The organism is Pararhizobium sp. P1_E7 (assembly GCF_056405855.1).
On the sequence record NZ_JBFUBH010000027.1, the window covers coordinates 23,241 to 42,222 of the forward strand.

Below are 18,982 nucleotides of genomic sequence, written 5' to 3' on the forward strand. Positions count from 1 at the left end.
AAGGGACAGATGCCACTAGCACAATCCGGCCGGCGCCGTATCGCCAGACTTTGAGGTGGTGATGGCATCTTCGGCAAGGCTGCACGCAGCTCACGAATGTTTCGGATGCGTGATGCCGTCATGCGGCTTGAGGAAAAACCGGCGGGCGATGTCCCAGTAGCTGTTGTAGACCAGCCCGCCATTCGCGCCGATCAGAGCCTCGCGGTTGCGCCGGTACATAGACGGCAGACGGTACCACGAAATGCCGGGCTTCAGATGATGCAGCACATGCAGGTTGTTGTAGAGGAACAAAAACCCGAACAGCTGGCTGTTCTCGACGATCGCGGTGCGCTCCTCGTGCCGTTCGGCGTAGCGGTGTTCAGCATAGGACCGCAACCGCGTCAACGCCGCGCCCAGATAGACGAAACCGAAGAAATAGAGCCAGACCGGCATGCCGCAGATCACCGCGACCCAGAATAGCACGGCGCCGGCACCGATCAGGTGAACCGCCCAGATGCGCGCCCGGCCGGGCTCGCCCGCCCGCAACAGTCGTCCTTCCTGCACCAGGAAGCTTGCCAGCATCACGGCCGGCCCGATCGTCAGCCGCCCAAGCAGCGTCGTGTTCCAGCGCGCAAGCAGCCTGCCTGCGTTGCCCAGCCGCTCCCAGGCCGTTTTGGTCAAATAGGAGGATTCCGGATCCTCGATCGGATCGGTCAGATGCTCGTCGCGGTGATGTTCAAGATGGCTATCACGGTAGATTTCATAGGGCAGCCAGAGCGATAGCGGGATTGCGCCGATGGCATCGTTGATGCGCCGACTGCCGGTCGGATGCCCGTGGATGACCTCGTGCTGCAGCGATCCCTGCCAGGCGATCAGCCAGCCGCCCGCAAGCACCACGGCAAGGATCGGCAGCGACTGCCACCAGAAGGTCAACGCCAGAAAACCGCCATAGATCGCGACGGCAAGAATGACAGTCGGCCACTCCACGCGGCGGGCCGGGATTTTGATGATGTAGGATGGCATATTGGACATGAGCGGCTGTTCCCCGGAAATGAGGAAACTACATCACCACGATCAGTCTAGATAATTAAGTTTATCTATTTTATGGATTAATTGGAAAAAATCCTTCGTTGTCAACCGCATCACCAGTAGCATTCATCCCGCGGCGGCTTCGATTGGTCAAAGAATCAGACCCAGGATGCCGGCGTCTTCGGCAATCGGCCATCCGGATCGACGGCGTCGAGACGTGGCCCGCCCTTTGAATTCCATCGCCACAGCGCCACGCAGGTCCCGCCCGGCGACATGAAGGACGGATAGACGACGCCGTCGAAGCCGCTGGCAAGCAGCCGCTGGCGCAGGTGGTGCGTCTGCGGCACCTCGCCCCTGTCCAGATGCATCCGCCATTCGCAAACATGAATATCGGCCGGCACGGCAAGGCCGGACAGAACGGAGGAATCGGTGAGGTCGGCGAGCGCTGCATCCTTGAGTTCCAGCTGTACGATCAGCGCCGGATGCTGGACGAAACCCTGATTATATTCCGCCCAGGCGGTCGAGAGTTCGCGCGCCGCATAGATCGTCGGCGCGCCGACCGGATTCCAGCGGCCGCCGAACCGGGCTGCCCCCTCACCGGAAAGCGGCGCAAAAGCCCATTGCGGCACGAAGGCGCGCCACAGCGTCAGCGTTGCCCTTGCCTTGCTAGGCATAGATGTCTTGTCAGGCATAGACGCCGGACCGCACCGCCTCGAGATAGGCCAGTACCTTGTCCGATTTGCCTTCGCTCACCAGATCATAAGCGGTCTTGCCGCCCCAGCCGGGGATCGGCTGGTGCTTGAACCAGATGGTCGCGCGGTTCTCGTCTCCGGCCATTTCGCTGGCCATGGCAAGGATACGCACGACGTGGCTCAAGGCATGATCCACCTTGCGCGCCCCGGATTTCGCGTTCAGCGTATTGCGGGCAACGCCGATCAGCCGGGCAAGCTCTGACAAGGTGACGCCGAGCTGCTTGGAGACCCGCTCGGCAGACAGGAACGGCGACTGCCCGTCACCGAACCGGCTTGCCGTCATATCGAAGCTCAACGCTGTCATGACACTTTCCTAACACATCTTGATAAGCACAGTATCAAAATACGCTCAAACTATGCGCATTTCAAGCGCAACCGGCAATCAAAGCGGCGTCACCGGCTTGCGCCACCACGGCTCCCGCTTTTCCAGAAAGGCCGAAATTCCTTCCCGCGCCTCGTCCGTTTCCCAGACATCGGCCAGGCGCTCGACCGTCGCTTCGATGACGGCCCCGGTGATCGGCATCCCCAGCGACCGCGCCAGCGCCTTGGATTGCCCGACGGCCCCGGGCGCCACCTGCAGATAGGGGGCAATCTCCGCCTCGATCGCCGCGTCAAGATCGCCTGACGACACCACGCGCGTCAAAAGGCCCGCCGCCTGTGCTGCCTGCGCATCAAAAATCCTGCCGGACATGAACAAGGGCCGCGCCTGCCCCTCGCCGATCCGCGCCACGACATAGGGGCTGATGGTTGCCGGGATCAGCCCGAGCCGCGTCTCCGTCAAGCCGAACTTGGCCGTATCGGCGGCAATCGCCACATCGGCGATGCACAGCAGGCCGATGCCGCCGCCGAACGCATTGCCGTGAACCCGGGCGATGACCGGCTTCTCCAGATCGTTCAGGGCCTTGAACATCAGCGCCAGCCGCTTGGCCTCCTTCATGCGCTCAACCCGGTCCGCCTCGATCTGCGCCTTCATCCAACCGAGATCACCACCGGCACAAAAGCTTACGCCCTCCGCCGCCAGCACGACGGCCCGGACTGCCGTATCTGCTCCCAGCTGCCCTGCTGCGTTGGTCAGTTCACCGATCATCGTGCCGGACATGGCATTGTGCTTCTCCGGACGGGCAAGCGCCAGCCGCGCCACACCCCTGCCATCGATCTCGATGCGAATGGTCTCGAACGTCATGCCGCGCTCCTCAAACTGCGGGCGAAAGCCGATGCGGCCTCCAGCGCTTCTTCGTCAAGGCCGGTTACGAACCCGCGGTCTCTCACATACCGGTCGACCAGCAGCGTATCGACATTGCCTTTGGCGCCCGGCGCATAGGGACAACCGCCGAGACCACCGACAGAGGCATCGAACACCCGGATGCCCCGGTCGAGCGCCACGCCGATATTGTCGAGCGCGCGGCCGGACGTGTCGTGGAAATGCCCGGCCAGCTTTTCGGCGGGGATCCCCGCGAGCACCGTCGCCAGCATCCGGTCGATCGCTTCCGGCGTGCCCCGGCCGATCGTATCGCCAAGACTGATTTCGTAACAGCCAAGCCTCAGCAACTGCCCCGCGACAGCGGCGGCACTTTCCGGCGCAACGGCGCCGTCATAGGGACATTCCACCACGCAGCTGACATAGCCGCGTACCGCAATTCCCTCACCGCGCGCCGCCTCCGCCACCGGGCGAAACCGCTCGATACTTTCGGCAATCGAGCAATTGATATTGTGCTGTGAAAACCCCTCCGAAGCAGAAGCAAAGATCGCCACCTCGTCTGCGCCTGCCGCCAATGCGGCCTCAAAACCCTTCATGTTGGGCGTCAGAACCGCGTAGCGCACCCCCGGCCGGCGGGCGATCCCGGCCATCACCTCGGCAGCATCGGCCAGTTGCGGCACCCATTTCGGGCTGACGAAGCTCGTCACCTCGATCCGCTCGAAGCCGCAGCCCGACAGCCTGTCGACCAGCCTGATCTTGTCCTGCGTCCCGATCAGGGCCTTCTCGTTCTGAAGCCCGTCCCGCGGTGCCATCTCGACGATGGAAACGCGGCTCGCAGCTCCACTTTTCCCTACCGCCGGCATCACGTTTCCTCGGGCTTCAGCGAAAGAAGGACCGCGCCATCCGCGGTCTGGTCGCCCTCGGCGACAAACAGACTTTCCACCAGCCCGTCGCGGCTGGCCGAAAGCGTCAGCTCCATCTTCATGGCTTCCATGACGATCAGCGCATCACCCTTTAAAACGGCGTCTCCCTCCTTCACGCGCACCAGCTTGACCAACCCCGGCATCGGCGAAAGGAGGCGATCGCTTCCGGCTGTACTTTCCGCTTCGCCGTCCAGCGGATCGGGAACATGAAAGTCAAAGGCACGGCCATCGACAAGCAGTGTAAAACCTTTCGGTATCTCAAGCCGTTGCAGTCTGCTCTGCCGGCCATCCGCCTCGACAAGACAACCGCCGTCCAACCGCCCGGAGATCCTGACGGGAATGACCCGGTTGCTGCCATGGACGGCAAACAGGTCGAGACCGCGCGCTGCGACGCGCAGGATATGGCGCTCGCCGGCATGATCAAGGGTCACCGTGCGCGTTGCCTGCCCCCAAACCTGCCAATGGCCGAGCGACAGCCAGGGGTCACCAGGCGGCGGAATTTGCAAGGCCCCAAGCGACAGAACCCCCGCCAGCGCCAGCACGGTTTCGTCGGGCGCGGCGACCACCGTTAGCGCCGTGACCTCCCGGTCGATCAGCCCGGTATCGGGATGCCCCGCGACGAAATCCGGTTGACGGCTCAGACGGGCGAGGAAATCGAGGTTGTTGGCGACGCCACCGATGTGGCTATTGTCGAGAGCCGCCGCCAGCTGCGCAAGGGCCGCCGCCCGCGTTGTGCCATGCACGATCAGTTTGGCGATCATCGGATCGTAGAACGGGCTGATCCGGTCGCCCTGGCGCACACCGGCATCGACCCRCACGCCGTCCGCCGGGAACCCGACATGCGACAGCGTGCCGGTCGACGGCAGGAAGCCGCGCGCCGGGTCCTCGGCATAGACCCGCGCCTCGAACGCCCAGCCGTCAATCGACAATTCCGACTGCTTCAGCGGCAACGGCTCGCCATTGGCCACCCGCAATTGCCACTCGACCAGGTCGATGCCGGTAATCGCCTCGGTCACCGGATGCTCGACCTGCAGCCGGGTGTTCATTTCCATGAAGAAGAACCGGTCGGGCCAGAGCCCGTCTGAGACATCGGCGATGAATTCGACCGTGCCTGCGCCGCAATAGTCGATGGCCCGCGCCGCCCGCACCGCCGCCTCGCCCATCGCCCGGCGCATTTCCGCCGTCATGCCCGGTGCCGGGGCCTCCTCGATCACCTTCTGATGGCGCCGCTGCAGCGAGCAGTCCCGCTCGAACAGATGCACCGCATTGCCATGCCGGTCGCCAAACACCTGGATTTCGATATGGCGCGGCTTCATCAGGTATTTTTCGATCAGCACCGCGCCATCGCCGAAGGCAGCCTCCGCCTCCCGCCGCGCCGCCTCAAGGGACGCGCCAAAATCCTCGGCGTGGTCGACGCGGCGCATGCCCTTGCCGCCGCCGCCGGCCCGCGCCTTGATCAGCACCGGAAAACCGATGCCGGTGGCCTGTTCATAGAGAAATGCGGCATCCTGATTGTCGCCGTGATAGCCGGGAACCACCGGCACGCCCGATTGCTCCATCAGCACCTTTGCCGCGTCTTTCAGACCCATGGCACGAATGGCGGCGGCCGAAGGCCCGATGAAGGCCATGCCCGCCGCCTCGACGGCTTCGGCAAACTCCGCGTTCTCCGACAGAAAGCCGTAGCCCGGATGGATGGCCTGGGCGCCTGAGCGCTCTGCCGCGGCGATGATGCGCCCGGCATTCAGGTAACTCTCGCTGGCCGCCGCCGCCCCGATGCGAAAAGCTTCGTCCGCCAGCTCGACATGCAGCGCGCCGGCATCCACATCCGAAAAGACCGCGACCGTGCGAATGCCCAGGCGCCGCGCCGTGCGGATGATCCGGCAAGCGATTTCACCGCGATTGGCAACGAGTATCTTCGAAAACATCCGTATGTCCCTGTCTAAAGCATGTCGTGCAAAAGCGTGCAGCAGTTTTGCGACAATGACATGTGTAAAATCAAAGACCTAAAGCGCGAGAAGCGAATCTGAAAGATCGCGACGCGCTTTAGTGAGCAGCGACGACTTCAACCTCGAGCAGCCAGGCCCCGTCAAAGATACCGGCGATCACAACAGTGATCGCAGGCGCCAGGCTTCCCAGATACTCGCCGCGGACTTCGCGGTTGGCCATGGTGTGATGCCGGTCGGCGAGATAGGTCGTCACCTTGACGATATCCGCCTTGGTCATCCCGGCGGCCTTCAGCTGCGCATCGACATTGAGCCATACCTGCCGTGCCTGGGCTTCGAAGCCCGCTGGTACGTTGTCGTCGGAATCCGTCGGGATCTGGCCGCTGACGAAGAGCAGACGCTGGAAATCCTCAAGCCGGACAGCCTGCGAATAACCGCCGCGCGGCTGGGGGGCGTTCTTGGCATTGAAAGCATCACGTTTCATGGTCTTTCTCCTCACATCCTGAACAGGCCAAAACGGGTATCGTCGATCGGCGCGTTGAGGGCTGCCGAAAGGGAAAGCGCCAGCACATCGCGGCTCTTGCGCGGATCGATGATGCCGTCGTCCCATAGCCGCGCCGAAGCATAGAGCGGGTGGCTCTGGGTCTCGAACAGGTTCAGCACCGGCTGCTTGAACTTCGCTTCGTCTTCCTCGCTCCAGGGGCTGCCTGCCCGCTTCAGCGCATCGCCGCGCACCGTTGCCAGCACCCCTGCCGCCTGCTCGCCGCCCATCACCGAAATCCGGCTGTTCGGCCAGGTCCACAGGAAGCGCGGCGAAAAAGCCCGGCCGCCCATGCCGTAGTTACCGGCACCGAAGGAGCCGCCGACCAGCATGGTGATCTTCGGCACCCTGGTCGTCGCCACAGCCGTCACCAGCTTGGCGCCGTGCTTGGCAATACCTTCGGTCTCGTATTTCCGCCCGACCATGAAGCCGGTGATATTCTGCAGGAAAACCAGCGGAATCTTGCGCTGCGAGCAAAGCTCGACGAAATGCGTGCCCTTCAGGGCCGATTCCGAAAACAACACGCCATTGTTGGCGATGATGCCGACGGGAATTCCGTGGATGTGTGCAAAGCCGCAGACCAGCGTCGTGCCATAGCGCGCCTTGAATTCGTCCAGCCGCGATCCATCGACGATCCGGGCGATCACCTCGCGAATATCGTAGGGTGTGCGCAGGTCCAAAGGCACGACCCCGGCAATATCGTCGGGATCGTAGGCCGGCTCTTCCGGCGCCTGCCGCGCGACAGTGGCGATGCTGGAACGGTTCAGGTTGGCAACCGCGCGGCGCGCCAGCGCCAGAGCATGCGCATCGTCGCGGGCGAGATGATCGGCAACGCCCGAAAGCCGCGTGTGCACATCACCGCCGCCAAGATCCTCGGAAGACACCACTTCGCCCGTTGCAGCACGTACCAGCGGCGGCCCGGCGAGGAAGATCGTGCCCTGCCCCTCGACGATGATCGCCTCGTCCGACATCGCCGGCACATAGGCGCCGCCCGCCGTGCACGATCCCATGACGACGGCGATCTGCGGAATTCCCGCCGCCGACATATTGGCCTGATTGTAGAAGATACGGCCGAAATGGTCGCGGTCGGGAAAAACCTCGTCCTGGTTCGGCAAGTTGGCGCCGCCGGAATCGACCAGATAGATGCAGGGCAGGTTGTTCTCCGCCGCGATCTCCTGCGCCCGCAAGTGCTTCTTCACCGTCATCGGATAGTAGGTGCCACCTTTGACCGTCGCATCGTTGCAGACGATCATGCAGTCGCGCCCGGACACACGTCCGATGCCCGTGACCAGCCCCGCCCCCGGCGCCTCGCCCTTGTAAAGCCCATGCGCCGCGGTCATGCCGACTTCCAGAAACGGCGTCGCCGTATCGATCAGCTGCGCCACACGCTCGCGCGGCAGCATCTTGCCGCGGCTGACATGACGCTCGCGCGCCACCTCGCCGCCACCGCCGGCAGCCAGCGCCGCCGCCTCCTCGATAACACGCATCGCCTCCGCCATCGCCGTGCTATTGGCCCGGAATGTTTCCGAAGACGTGGTAACTTGCGATTTCAGAACGGCCATTCATCCCCCCGACCAAACATCCTGCAGAGTTTCACCCGTCGCGCTCAAGCCGTTTCACCAAAAAGCTCCCTGCCGATCAGCATACGCCGTATTTCCGAGGTCCCGGCGCCGATTTCGTACAGTTTCGCGTCCCTCAGCAGCCGGCCGGCCGGATAGTCGTTGGTGTAGCCGTTGCCGCCCAGCACCTGGATGGTTTCGAGCGCCAGCGCCGTTGCCCGTTCCGCCGCGTAGAGAATGCAGCCGGCCGCATCCTTGCGCGTCGTCTCGCCGCGATCGCAGGCGGCGGCCACGGCATAGACATAGGCGCGTGCTGCATTCATCGTCACATACATGTCGGCGATCTTGCCCTGCATCAGCTGGAACTCCCCGATCGGCTGGCCGAACTGCTTTCGCTCATGCAGATAGGGGAGTCCAACGTCGAGGCAAGCCGCCATGATCCCGAGCGGCCCGGCCGACAGGACGACGCGCTCGTAATCGAGACCCGACATCAGGATGCGCACGCCGCCACCGAGGCTTCCCAGCACGTTTTCCTCCGGTACCTCGCAATCGCTGAAGATCAGTTCGCAGGTATTGGAGCCGCGCATGCCGAGCTTGTCGAGCTTCTGGCCGGTCGAAAATCCGGCAAACCCCTTTTCGACCAGAAATGCGGTAATGCCGCGCGGCCCGGCGTCCGGATCGGTCTTGGCGTAGACGACCAGAACGTCGGCGTCCGGCCCGTTGGTGATCCACATCTTGTTGCCGTTGAGCACATAGCGGCCGTCGCGCTTGTCGGCCCGAAGCTTCATCGACACGACATCGGAGCCGGCACCCGGCTCGGACATTGCCAGTGCGCCGACATGCTCGCCGGAAATCAGCTTCGGCAGATATCGGGCCTTCTGGGCATCGGAGCCATTGCGGTTGATCTGATTGACGCAGAGATTGGAATGAGCGCCATAACTCAAGGCCACCGATGCCGACGCCCGGCTGATCTCCTCCATCGCCACGCAATGGGCGAGATAACCAAGGCCGATGCCGCCGTAATCCTCGCCCGCCGTGATCCCGAGCAGACCGAGATCGCCCAGCTCGCGCCAGAGCGGCATCGGAAAGCTGTTGTTCCGGTCGATATCGGCCGCCTGCGGCGCAATACGCTCGCTGGCAAACCGCCGCACGGTTTCGCGCAGAGCCTCAATCTCTTCGCCCAAGTCGAAATTCAAGCCGCCAGAATACATCGGGCCTCCTCCCTGTCGGATCACGCTGCCTGAACGGAAGGAAAAGGACGATATGCCTCCCGGCCCGCAAAGGGCCGTCATGGATATCTGCGTTCCTCCCCACACAGCAGCCGCTGCAAGACGCCGATGCCGCGGACTCCTCTCCACCGCACCGGTACCGATTTTCGAGACTAACACACCCGCACAACAATTTCCGAACCAAGACAGGAGCTTGCGCGCATGATTTGCAAAAAAATGCGCCGGAAACCCGCTCGGTTGAGGTGGCAACCGCGAAGCTGAGCGGACAATAGCGCCTATCCCGTGCCGGGAATGATCGCGATTGCCCTTGCGCGAAACGCCGGCAGTCTCCAAGACGGGATGAGAACAATCGGCAGCGGGCAGTTCATGACGGGAAAACAGATCGCAATCATCGGCGGCGGGCCGGCGGGCCTGATGGCGGCGGAGGTTCTGTCACTGTCCGGCCATGCGGTCTCGGTCTATGACGGCATGCCGACATTCGGGCGGAAATTCCTGCTCGCCGGCAAATCCGGCCTCAACATCACCCATTCAGAGGACTATCAGCGCTTCGCCGTCCGTTTTGGCTCAGCGTCGGAGCGCCTGCGCACGGCGCTGGACGCCTTCACGCCACAAGATGTGCGAACCTGGGCATCCGGTCTGGGGACAGAAACCTTCACCGGCACATCCGGCCGCGTCTTCCCGACCGTCATGAAGGCCTCGCCGCTGCTGCGCGCATGGCTTAGACGGCTGGAGGCGCAGGGCGTCAAGCTCGTGACACGTCATCGCTGGACGGGCTTTGCCGATCACGGCCTCGTCTTAGAAACCCCGGATGGAACGATAACCGTCCGCAGCGACGCAACGCTGCTTGCCCTTGGCGGCGCCAGCTGGCCGCGCCTGGGCGCCGATGGCAGCTGGATCCCGCTTTTGAGCGAAAAGGGCGTCGAGATCGCCGGCCTCCAGCCCGCCAATTGCGGCTTCGATGTCGATTGGAGCGATGTCTTCAGGGACCGCTTTGCCGGTGCACCGCTGAAATCCGTAACGACCACGTCGGATGCCGGCACCTTTCCGGGCGAATTCGTCATCTCCCGCCACGGCATCGAAGGCAGCCTTGTCTATGCCCATTCCGCAGCCCTTAGGGAGGGGCTGTCGCGGCAGGGCCATGCAACCCTGTTTGTCGATCTTGCTCCCGGCCGCAGCATCGAGCGCCTGGCAAAAGACCTTTCGCGGCAGGATGGGAAAATCAGCCTCTCCAATCGCCTGCGCAAGGGCGCCGGTCTCGAAGGCGTCAAAGCCGCGCTGGTGCGGGAATGCGGCTCTCAGACCATTCTCAATGATCCAGCCCAACTGGCGGGACTGATCAAGGCGCTCCCTATCCCCATCGCCCGGCCCCGGCCCATCGCCGAGGCAATCTCCTCGGCAGGCGGCATTCGCTTCGATGCTCTTGACGACTTCTATATGCTGAAAGCCCTGCCGGGCGTCTTTACCGCCGGAGAAATGCTGGACTGGGAGGCGCCGACCGGCGGCTATCTGCTGACAGCCTGCTTCGCCACCGGGCGGGCGGCGGCACGGGGAATCGACCGCTGGCTATCGGATGCGGCCCGAGCGTAAACTGACGGCTTCAGTTTGAGCGCTCCGCCGTTCGCGTCGGCAGCTGGTCGATCAGATCGAAGATCGTTTCAGGCGTAACCACCTCGCCGGAACGAAATTTGACCGCTCCGTCCTTGCCAACCAGGATGAGGGCAAAAAACCCGTCAGTGACGTCCAGATCGTAGCGGATTGCGTAGCAGTTGAGATCGTATTGCGGCCCGAACAGTGCCCTCACATCCTGCTGCCCGACCTCCAGCACGATAATGTCGCGCTCGCGCAGGCCCTCCGCTTGTGCAAGCAGCATATTTGCCTGACGCGCGGCGTCCGCATGCTCCTTGTCGGGGAAAATGACCAGAACCCGGTAGCGCCATTCGAAATCGGCAAGACTCATTCCACCCTGTTGCGGATCGACGTCGATGCCCAAGACTCCGGCGGCCAATGACTTCAACATCGCCTTCATCCTCTGCCGTTAAACCCATAAGGATGCTAACTGGCAACCCGGCCTTTGGTTCCGAACTTTTCGCGGTGATAGCCGTATGAATGCCGCTGGTTGGAAGACAAGCTATCCCCCGTCCGTCATTGCACCAAAATCGCCCGGAAATCGTTGACATTTGTGCCCGTCGGCCCCGGCTTGAAAATATCGCCGACGGCATCAAAAGCGGTCCAGGCGTCATTGTGGTCGAGCAGGGCCGCGCCATCGACACCGGCCTTGGCAAGGCGTGCAACACTCGTCCCGTCGGCAAACGCGCCGGCATTGTCCTCGGACCCGTCGATGCCGTCGGTATCGGCAGCAAGCGCCGATATGCCGTTGGCACCATCGATCCCCAAGGCTAACGACAAAAGGAATTCGCTGTTGCGCCCGCCCTTGCCCTTGCCCCGGATGGTTACCGTCGTCTCGCCTCCGGAAAGAATAACCACGGGCTTGCGGAAAGGCCTGTTGCGGACGGAAACCTCGCGGGCAATCGCTGCATGCACGCGCCCGACCTCCCGAGCCTCGCCTTCCATCGCATCGGACAGGATGACCGCCTCGACACCGGCTGAACGGGCGAGATCGGCCGCAGCCTCAAGAGAAACAGCAGCCGAGGCGACAAGCCGGACCTCGTTGCGGCGAAATTCCCGGTCGGCCGGATTTGGAGCGGCGGATGCATCGCTGCGGATGAACGCCATCACCTTTTCCGGCAATTCCAGCCGGTAACGTTCGATAAGACGCAGGGCATCATCGCGGGTGCTGCCGTCCGGAATGGTCGGCCCCGAGGCCACCAGCGCCGGATCGTCGCCGGGAATGTCGGATACAACCAGCGACACGACCCGGGCAGGCCAGGCCGCAGCCGCGAGCCGCCCGCCCTTGATGCCCGACACATGTTTGCGGATCGCATTCATCGCACTGATCGGTGCGCCCGATGCCAGCAGCGCCCGGTTGACCGCAATCTCGTCGTCCAGCGTCAGGTCACCGGCCGGCAACGGCAACAGCGCCGAGCCGCCACCGCAGATCAGCGCCACCACCAGATCGTCTTCGCCAAGGCCGCTGACCTCCTGAAGCAACCGGCGCGACGCCTTAAGCCCATTGTCGTCCGGAAGCGGATGCGATGCCTCCAGCACCTCGATCCGCTCGCAGCGTGCACCATATCCGTAGCGTGTCACGACGGCACCGGTCAGCGGACCGTCCCACAACCGTTCGAACACCTGCGCCATCTGGGCAGCACCCTTGCCCGCACCGATCACCACGGTGCGGCCCTTCGGTTTTGCCGGCAGATTGGCAGCCAGCACCTTGGCCGGATCGGCGGCGGCGACCGCCGCATGAAACAGTGTTTCCAGCAAGGTTTTGGGGTCGTCGATCACGGCCATGTCTTTTTCCTCATTCATGAAAAAGACCGGGCAGCCCTCCTCCTGGCTGCCCGGTCCTGTCGTCAGGCGACCGCGTGGTTAGCCATGCGTTCGAGCGCCTTGACGAGGCCTGAGTGATCGAGGCCGGCGTCGCCGTTGGCAGCGCAACTGTTGAACAGTTCCTGCGTTGCCGCCGTGTTCGGCAGCGAGATGCCGAGCGCCTTTGCCCCCTGCAGCGCCAGATTGAGGTCCTTCTGGTGCAGCGAAATGCGGAAGCCAGGCTCGAAGGTACGCTTGATCATCCGGTCGCCATGCACTTCCAGGATGCGCGACGAGGCAAAGCCGCCCATCAGGGCTTCGCGAACCCGCGCCGGATCGGCACCGGCCTTGGATGCAAACACCAGCGCTTCGGAAACCGCTTCGATGGTCAGCGCGACGATAATCTGGTTGGCAACCTTGGTCACCTGCCCGTCGCCGCAATCGCCGACCAGCGTGATGTTCTTGCCCATCAGCTTGAACAGCGGCAGCGCCCGTTCGAAGCTTTCTTCGGTGCCGCCCGCCATGATCGACAGCGACGCATTCTTGGCACCGACTTCGCCGCCGGAAACCGGCGCGTCCATGTATTCGGCACCCGTCTCGCGGACCTTTTTGGCAAACTCCTTGGTCTCGATCGGCGAGATCGAGCTCATGTCGATGACCAATTTGCCCTTCGACAGGCCGGAAGCGACGCCGTTTTCACCGAACAGCACATCCTTCACATCCGGCGTGTCCGGCAGCATCAGGATGGTGATATCGACCTTTTCCGCCAGCGCCTTCGGGGTTTCTGCAAACTGCAGGCCGTTGTCGAGGAGTTCCTGCTTCGGCGCGATGTGGAATTTCGAGGTAACGACGGTGTGGCCGGCATCCTGCAGGTGGCGCGCCATCGGCGTGCCCATGATCCCCAGTCCGATAAAACCGATTGTAGCCATGATGCTTAACTCCTGATCTTGATGATGTCTGCGCTGTGGGCGGATTTGGCGGCGGCAAGCCAGCCGAGCCCTTCGGATGTCGTGGTGCGCGGCTTGTATTCGCAGCCGATGAAGCCGTCGTATCCCGCCGCGTCCAGCGCCTCGAAGACGAAGGGATAGTTGATCTCGCCGGTGCCGGGTTCGTTACGGCCGGGATTGTCGGCCAGCTGCACATGGGCGATTCTTCCCTGATGCTTCTTGAACGTGCCGATCAGCTCGCCCTCGGTGCGCTGCTGGTGGTAGAGGTCGTACTGGATGAACAGGTTGTCGCTGCCGACATCAGCGATGATCGACGCTGCCTGCTCCACCGTGTTGAGGTAGAAGCCGGGAATATCGAACCGGTTGATCGGCTCGATCAACAGCCGGATGCCATGTTTGCCCAGTTCGTCCGCTGCCAGCCTGAGATTGGCAACGAAGGTGGCCCGCAACACCTCGTCAGACACCCCAGCCGGCGCAATACCGGAGAGGCAGTTGATTTGGGTGCAGCCGAGTGCGGTTGCATAATCGATGGCAGAGGCGACGCCGCGGCGGAATTCGTCGATCCGGTCGGGCAGGACGGCGATGCCGCGCTCCCCGGCAGCCCAGTTGCCGGCCGGCAGGTTATGCAGCACCTGCGTCAGGCCGTTGACCTCGAGCGCTGCCTTCAGCGCCTTGGCGTCGAAATCATAGGGGAAGAGGTATTCAACCGCCGTGAACCCGGCCTTGGCGGCCAGCGCGAACCGGTCGAGGAACGGCACTTCGTTGAAAAGCATGGTCAGGTTTGCCGCAAACTTGGGCATGGGAAGTCCTCCGTATTTTCTATCAGTCGAGCAGCGCCATGGTTGCGGTCGGGGCATCTTCGCCGCGCTCGGCGAGTTCCTCGAACTCGACCACCGCATTGATGTCGGCGCCCATCGAGATATTGGTGACGCGCTCAAGGATGAACTCGATGACAACGGGCACCTGGTGCTCGTCCATCAGGTCTTTGGCCCTCGAAAACGCCTCCTGAAACTCGTTCGGGCTCCTGACCCGGATGGCCTTGCAGCCCAGACCTTCGGCCACCGCGACGTGATCGACGCCATAACCCTTCTCCGCGTCACCGGAGGCGTTGATGTTGTCGAAGGCGAGGCTGACCTCGAAATCCATGTTCAGCCCGCGTTGCGCCTGGCGGATGAGGCCCAGATAGGAATTGTTCACGACCACATGCAGGTAAGGCAGCTTGTGCTGGGCGCCGACGGCCAGTTCCTCGATCATGAACTGGAAATCATAGTCGCCCGAAAGCGCCACGATCGGCCGGTCCGGGTCGGCAGCGCGCACGCCGAGCGCTGCGGGCAGCGTCCAGCCGAGCGGTCCGGCCTGGCCGCAATTGATCCAGTTGCGCGGCTTGTAGACATGCAGGAACTGCGCACCGGCGATCTGGCTGAGACCGATGGTCGAGACATAGCAGGTGTCGCGGCCAAACGCCTTGTTCATCTCCTCGTAGACGCGCTGTGGCTTCAGCGGCGTCTGGTCGAAGTGCGTCTTGCGCAGCATCGTGCGTTTGCGCGCGCGGCATTCTTCCGCCCAGCCCGACCAATCCTTCAGCTTGCCCGCCGTCTTCCATTCGGTGGCGACATCGAGGAACAGCTTGAGTGCTGCGCCCGCATCCGAGACGATGCCGAAATCGGGTGCGAAGACGCGGCCGATCTGGGTCGGCTCGATATCGACATGCACGAACTTGCGGCCTTCCGTATAGGTCGGGACGTTGCCGGTATGGCGGTTGGCCCAGCGATTGCCGACGCCGAGCACGAAGTCGGAAGCGAGCATGTTGGCGTTGCCGTAGCGATGCGAGGTCTGCAGCCCGCACATGCCGGCCATCAGCGGATGATCGTCAGGGATCGTGCCCCAGCCCATCAGCGTCGGGATGACCGGAATGCCGGTGATCTCGGCGAATTCGGTGAGCAGGTCGGACGCGTCGGCGTTGATGATGCCACCGCCGGCGACGATCAGCGGACGCTCCGCTTCGTTCAGCATGGCGATCGCCTTTTCGGCCTGCGCCCGCGTCGCGGATGGCTTGTAGGCGTCAAGCGGCGCGTAGGTGTCGATATCGAATTCGATCTCGGCCAGCTGCACGTCGACCGGCAGGTCGATCAGCACCGGACCGGGACGGCCCGAGCGCATCAGGTGGAACGCCTTCTGGAAGACGAATGGGACCAGAGCCGGCTCCATGACGGTGACCGCCCATTTGGTCAGCGGCCCGGCGATCTTGGCGATATCGACGGCCTGGAAATCTTCCTTGTCGAGCCGGGCGCGCGGCGCCTGGCCGGTGATGCACAGGATCGGAATCGAGTCCGCGGATGCCGAATAAAGTCCGGTGATCATGTCGGTGCCGRCCGGGCCCGAGGTACCGATGCAGACGCCGATATTGCCGTGCTTGGCGCGGGTATAGCCTTCCGCCATGTGCGAGGCACCCTCGACATGCCGCGCCAGGATATGGCGTACCGAGCCGCGCGCCTTCAGCGCCGAGTAAAAGGGATTGATCGCCGCTCCCGGAACCCCGAAGGCGCAATCGACGCCTTCCTTCTCCAGAACCAGAACCGCCGCATCGACTGCGCGCATTTTCGCCATGACTATTCCTCCATCGTGTGAGGATCATAGTAGTCCGATTTCTCCACCGCGCAATCGCATAATGGAAATCAATCCCATCATGTGGAAATAAACATTTTCAACGAAATCGGCATAAATGGCGTCGCCCGAACGCCCCAAAACACCGAATGTATCCCAAGGCGGTTCCGCTTCGAGGAACTATGCAATATGTCATGGACCATGAGACGACATGGAGCCGATATGCGCGACAAGCCGCAACCATCAAGACAGGATCAATTGCGCGCCAAGCCCGGCCGAAAGGCCGCCGAAAACGCCGCTCCCTCCTCCGTGCAGGTGCTCGACCGCAGCCTGAAGCTGCTCGATCTCGTGGCATCGTCGGATGGCGCAGCGCTCACCGACCTGTCCGACCAGTCCGGCATGGCGCCATCCACCGTCCACCGTCTGCTCACCTCACTTGCCAATCACGGCATGGTCACCCACGATGCCGAGACCGGTGCATGGATCATCGGACTGAAGGCCTTCGAGATCGGTAACGCCTTCCTGCGCTTCCGCAAGCTCGGCACGATCAGCCGCCCTTTCCTGAAACAGCTGATGGAGCACTCGGGCGAAACCGCCAATATCGGCATCGAGGACGGGGGCGACGTCGTCTTCATCTCGCAGGTCGAAAGCCACGCCCCGATGCGCGCCTTCTTCCGCCCCGGCCGCCGGGGTCCCATCCATGCTTCAGGCATCGGCAAGGCCATCCTCTCCACCTGGGACAACGCCCGGATCGAGCGCCTGCTCTCGCCGCGCCCGCTCACCGGTTTCACGGAGAAGACCCGCGACACCCTGTCCAAGCTTTTGGCCGATATCGAAACCATCCGCAGCCGTGGATGGTCGATCGACGACGAGGAACACACACTCGGCATGCGCTGCCTCGCTGCCCCGATCTTCAACGAATATGGCGAAGCGATCGCCGGGATTTCAGTGTCGGGGCCGGCGGTCAGGTTGCCTGACGAGACGCTGGCGGCACTCGGGCCGGTGGTCAAGACTGCTGCCGACGGGGTAACGCAGGCGATGGGGGGACGAATGCCTGCCGAACTTCCGGGAAAAATTGGCTCGTAATCACGCTGTGGGTGCAGTCAGCGTAAGCGGATTTTTCGATCCCCTTGCGACCGGCAGGCCCAATCCCGTCCGGTGTCGTTCCTGTGCTGGCAACAGACCTGACACCGGAAGCTGAGGCCCTTTAACCCCGCGCCACCCACCGGTGCCAATCCTCTTCGCTGCCATGGAAGACGTTGAGGTCGATCCTGCCTTCGACACCGTGCGAAAGTCCCGAGCCCGAATATTGCCAGAACAGCCATTTGCGGCCCGGATAGACTTGTGAGGGGTGGGCGGCAACCGAGCGGAGCCAGAAGGGATGGTTGGGGAACTCGCCCCTCAGGTTGTCGCGATAGAAATCCGGGGCCGTGTAGATCACCGGGCGCTTGCCGTAGTGACGCTCCAGCTTGTCCATGAACACCTGCATCTTCTCCAGCACGTTTTCGCGCGAGACGCGCCGCTTGCAGCTCGACTCGCCGTTATATTCGACGTCGATCACCGGCGGCAGCGCATCGGGGTCGCGCGGCACGTTGCGGATGAACCAGTCGGCCTGTTCGCCGGCGGTGCGGCACCAGTAGAAGAAGTGATAGGCGCCGCGCTTCAGCCCGGCATCCTTGGCCCGCTTCCAGTTCTTCTTGAACATCGGGTCGAGATGGTCGCCGCCGTCGGTCGCCTTGATATAGGCGAAGTTCGCCCCTTGCGTGCGCAGCTTCTCCCAATCGATATCGCCCTGCCAGCGTGAAATATCAACGCCGTGCACGGCCAGTTTGCGCGGCGAAGCCTTGCCGAAATTGATCGGATGCGCATCGCGGAACTGGCGGCTGTAGATTTGCGCGCGCCGCGTCCGCGTTTCGCCGCCTGCCGGGTTTTCCGGAATGGCCATCGCCACCGGCCGCTCCGCCGGAACCGCCATGCCTTCGGTCGTCACTGCCTCAAAGGCCTGCGGCTGCGGCACCTGCCCGGCCCAGGCCAGTTGTTCTGGATGATTTTCAGCCTGCGCGATCACAGCGCCGACATCGGCGACCGGTACCGGGGCCTGCACGACGGAACTGGTCGTCTCCTTCGACGGCAGCCCGGCCACAAGGCTTTCCGGCCCGGAACTGGATGTGCAGCCCGCCACAAGAAGGCAGGCAAGAAGGATCGCTGGAACAGCCGGTAAACGCATAGGAACCCGCACGCAAAACAAAAAACAGGCGGCATCCGCCCCACTGGCATCAATTCCTAACGGAAAATTACCAACAAAGATTAAATTCGACCTTTCTTACGGACGAAGGGTGCGGGGCGGCCGGGAGAAGGCTGTCAATACGGTCCTCATTCGACTGCGCTCCCCCGGGTGCCCTCCCCGTCATGTCTGCCCTTGTGGCGGTCATGTGGCGGCAACCCAGCCGCGCCGCACGGCCCCCTGCCCCGTCATCCTCGGGTCAAGCCCGAGGATGACGCAGGGCGATCGGTGCCTCCTCAGTGCCGAGCCATTCATGTGATCAGCTCCGGTATTGGCGAGCGATACCGACCTGCTTTCGTTGAGCGTCAAGCACTTATCGCTCCCACCCCGCCGGCGATCGCTGCCCTCACCACACCAAAAAGATCATCCCCGCAAATCCCCGCCGTCAAAACATGTGCCATCATTCCCAGCGTTCCGTCATTGGATACGCTGCCAGGCGTGGCAGTGAGACGGAGCCGGTGCCGGGTGAAGGACAGACGTAAGCCTTTGCCCGGTGGATGGTCAGAAAATGGTTTCCCTCTCGCCTGCAAAATGGCGGGGCGTGCCTGTGAGGCACACATGAGGA

The 18,982-nt window shown here is 63.0% G+C and carries 17 protein-coding genes; 2 read left to right on the forward strand and 15 right to left on the reverse strand.

What is annotated here, in order from left to right; all coding sequences use genetic code 11:
- Window positions 1–90 precede the first annotated feature (90 nt).
- The 9 genes from AC1D17_RS20070 to AC1D17_RS20110 form a co-directional block, all read right to left on the reverse strand.
- Window positions 91–1,011: a fatty acid desaturase gene (locus AC1D17_RS20070; RefSeq protein WP_477567085.1), complete on the reverse strand. Its 921-nt coding sequence runs from the start codon at window positions 1,009–1,011 to the stop codon at window positions 91–93.
- Between the two features lie 155 nt (window positions 1,012–1,166).
- Window positions 1,167–1,727, reverse strand: a complete 561-nt coding sequence (locus tag AC1D17_RS20075) for an RES family NAD+ phosphorylase (protein ID WP_477567115.1) — start codon at window positions 1,725–1,727, stop codon at window positions 1,167–1,169.
- A complete protein-coding gene (locus tag AC1D17_RS20080) occupies window positions 1,693–2,064 on the reverse strand; it encodes an antitoxin Xre/MbcA/ParS toxin-binding domain-containing protein (protein WP_264222342.1) in 372 nt (123 codons plus the stop codon). Before AC1D17_RS20080 ends, AC1D17_RS20075 begins: the two co-directional genes overlap by 35 nt.
- 78 nt (window positions 2,065–2,142) lie before the next feature.
- Window positions 2,143–2,943, reverse strand: a complete 801-nt coding sequence (locus AC1D17_RS20085) for a crotonase/enoyl-CoA hydratase family protein (protein WP_477567086.1) — start codon at window positions 2,941–2,943, stop codon at window positions 2,143–2,145.
- Window positions 2,940–3,821: a hydroxymethylglutaryl-CoA lyase gene (locus AC1D17_RS20090; RefSeq protein ID WP_477567087.1), complete on the reverse strand. Its 882-nt coding sequence runs from the start codon at window positions 3,819–3,821 to the stop codon at window positions 2,940–2,942. The genes AC1D17_RS20085 and AC1D17_RS20090 overlap by 4 nt, the downstream gene beginning before the upstream one ends.
- Window positions 3,821–5,806 carry an acetyl-CoA carboxylase biotin carboxylase subunit gene (locus AC1D17_RS20095; RefSeq protein ID WP_477567088.1) on the reverse strand — a complete coding sequence of 662 codons (1,986 nt, stop codon included), beginning with the start codon at window positions 5,804–5,806 and terminating at the stop codon, window positions 3,821–3,823. Before AC1D17_RS20095 ends, AC1D17_RS20090 begins: the two co-directional genes overlap by 1 nt.
- A gap of 118 nt (window positions 5,807–5,924) precedes the next feature.
- Window positions 5,925–6,308 carry a RidA family protein gene (locus tag AC1D17_RS20100; RefSeq protein ID WP_477567089.1) on the reverse strand — a complete coding sequence of 128 codons (384 nt, stop codon included), beginning with the start codon at window positions 6,306–6,308 and terminating at the stop codon, window positions 5,925–5,927.
- An 11-nt stretch (window positions 6,309–6,319) separates the two neighbouring features.
- A complete protein-coding gene (locus tag AC1D17_RS20105; protein ID WP_477567090.1) occupies window positions 6,320–7,927 on the reverse strand; it encodes a carboxyl transferase domain-containing protein in 1,608 nt (535 codons plus the stop codon).
- A gap of 44 nt (window positions 7,928–7,971) precedes the next feature.
- Window positions 7,972–9,135 (reverse strand): isovaleryl-CoA dehydrogenase, encoded by a 1,164-nt coding sequence (locus AC1D17_RS20110; RefSeq protein WP_477567091.1) that lies wholly within the window; start codon window positions 9,133–9,135, stop codon window positions 7,972–7,974.
- 384 nt (window positions 9,136–9,519) lie between these two features.
- Between AC1D17_RS20110 and AC1D17_RS20115 the strand changes: the two genes are divergently transcribed.
- On the forward strand, window positions 9,520–10,740 hold the full coding sequence (locus AC1D17_RS20115; protein ID WP_477567092.1) for a TIGR03862 family flavoprotein: 1,221 nt from the start codon (window positions 9,520–9,522) through the stop codon (window positions 10,738–10,740).
- 10 nt (window positions 10,741–10,750) lie between these two features.
- Here AC1D17_RS20115 and AC1D17_RS20120 read toward each other — a convergent pair whose 3' ends face one another.
- The 5 genes from AC1D17_RS20120 to gcl form a co-directional block, all read right to left on the reverse strand.
- Window positions 10,751–11,170, reverse strand: coding sequence for a DUF4174 domain-containing protein (locus AC1D17_RS20120; RefSeq protein ID WP_477567093.1), 420 nt, complete (start codon window positions 11,168–11,170; stop codon window positions 10,751–10,753).
- Between the two features lie 125 nt (window positions 11,171–11,295).
- Window positions 11,296–12,564, reverse strand: a complete 1,269-nt coding sequence (locus AC1D17_RS20125; protein WP_477567094.1) for a glycerate kinase type-2 family protein — start codon at window positions 12,562–12,564, stop codon at window positions 11,296–11,298.
- A 62-nt stretch (window positions 12,565–12,626) separates the two neighbouring features.
- Window positions 12,627–13,556 (reverse strand): 2-hydroxy-3-oxopropionate reductase, encoded by a 930-nt coding sequence (locus AC1D17_RS20130; RefSeq protein ID WP_477567116.1) that lies wholly within the window; start codon window positions 13,554–13,556, stop codon window positions 12,627–12,629.
- Window positions 13,517–14,329, reverse strand: a complete 813-nt coding sequence (hyi, locus tag AC1D17_RS20135; protein ID WP_477567095.1) for a hydroxypyruvate isomerase — start codon at window positions 14,327–14,329, stop codon at window positions 13,517–13,519. Before hyi ends, AC1D17_RS20130 begins: the two co-directional genes overlap by 40 nt.
- A gap of 22 nt (window positions 14,330–14,351) precedes the next feature.
- Window positions 14,352–16,136, reverse strand: coding sequence for a glyoxylate carboligase (gcl, locus tag AC1D17_RS20140; protein WP_477567096.1), 1,785 nt, complete (start codon window positions 16,134–16,136; stop codon window positions 14,352–14,354).
- 219 nt (window positions 16,137–16,355) lie between these two features.
- On the opposite strand from gcl, the gene AC1D17_RS20145 reads away from it, so the two are divergent.
- Entirely contained in the window at window positions 16,356–17,219 is an 864-nt protein-coding gene (locus tag AC1D17_RS20145; RefSeq protein WP_477567097.1) for an IclR family transcriptional regulator, read from the forward strand.
- A 121-nt stretch (window positions 17,220–17,340) separates the two neighbouring features.
- Here AC1D17_RS20145 and AC1D17_RS20150 read toward each other — a convergent pair whose 3' ends face one another.
- Window positions 17,341–18,360, reverse strand: a complete 1,020-nt coding sequence (locus AC1D17_RS20150) for a glycoside hydrolase family 25 protein (protein ID WP_477567098.1) — start codon at window positions 18,358–18,360, stop codon at window positions 17,341–17,343.
- Window positions 18,361–18,982 lie beyond the last annotated feature (622 nt).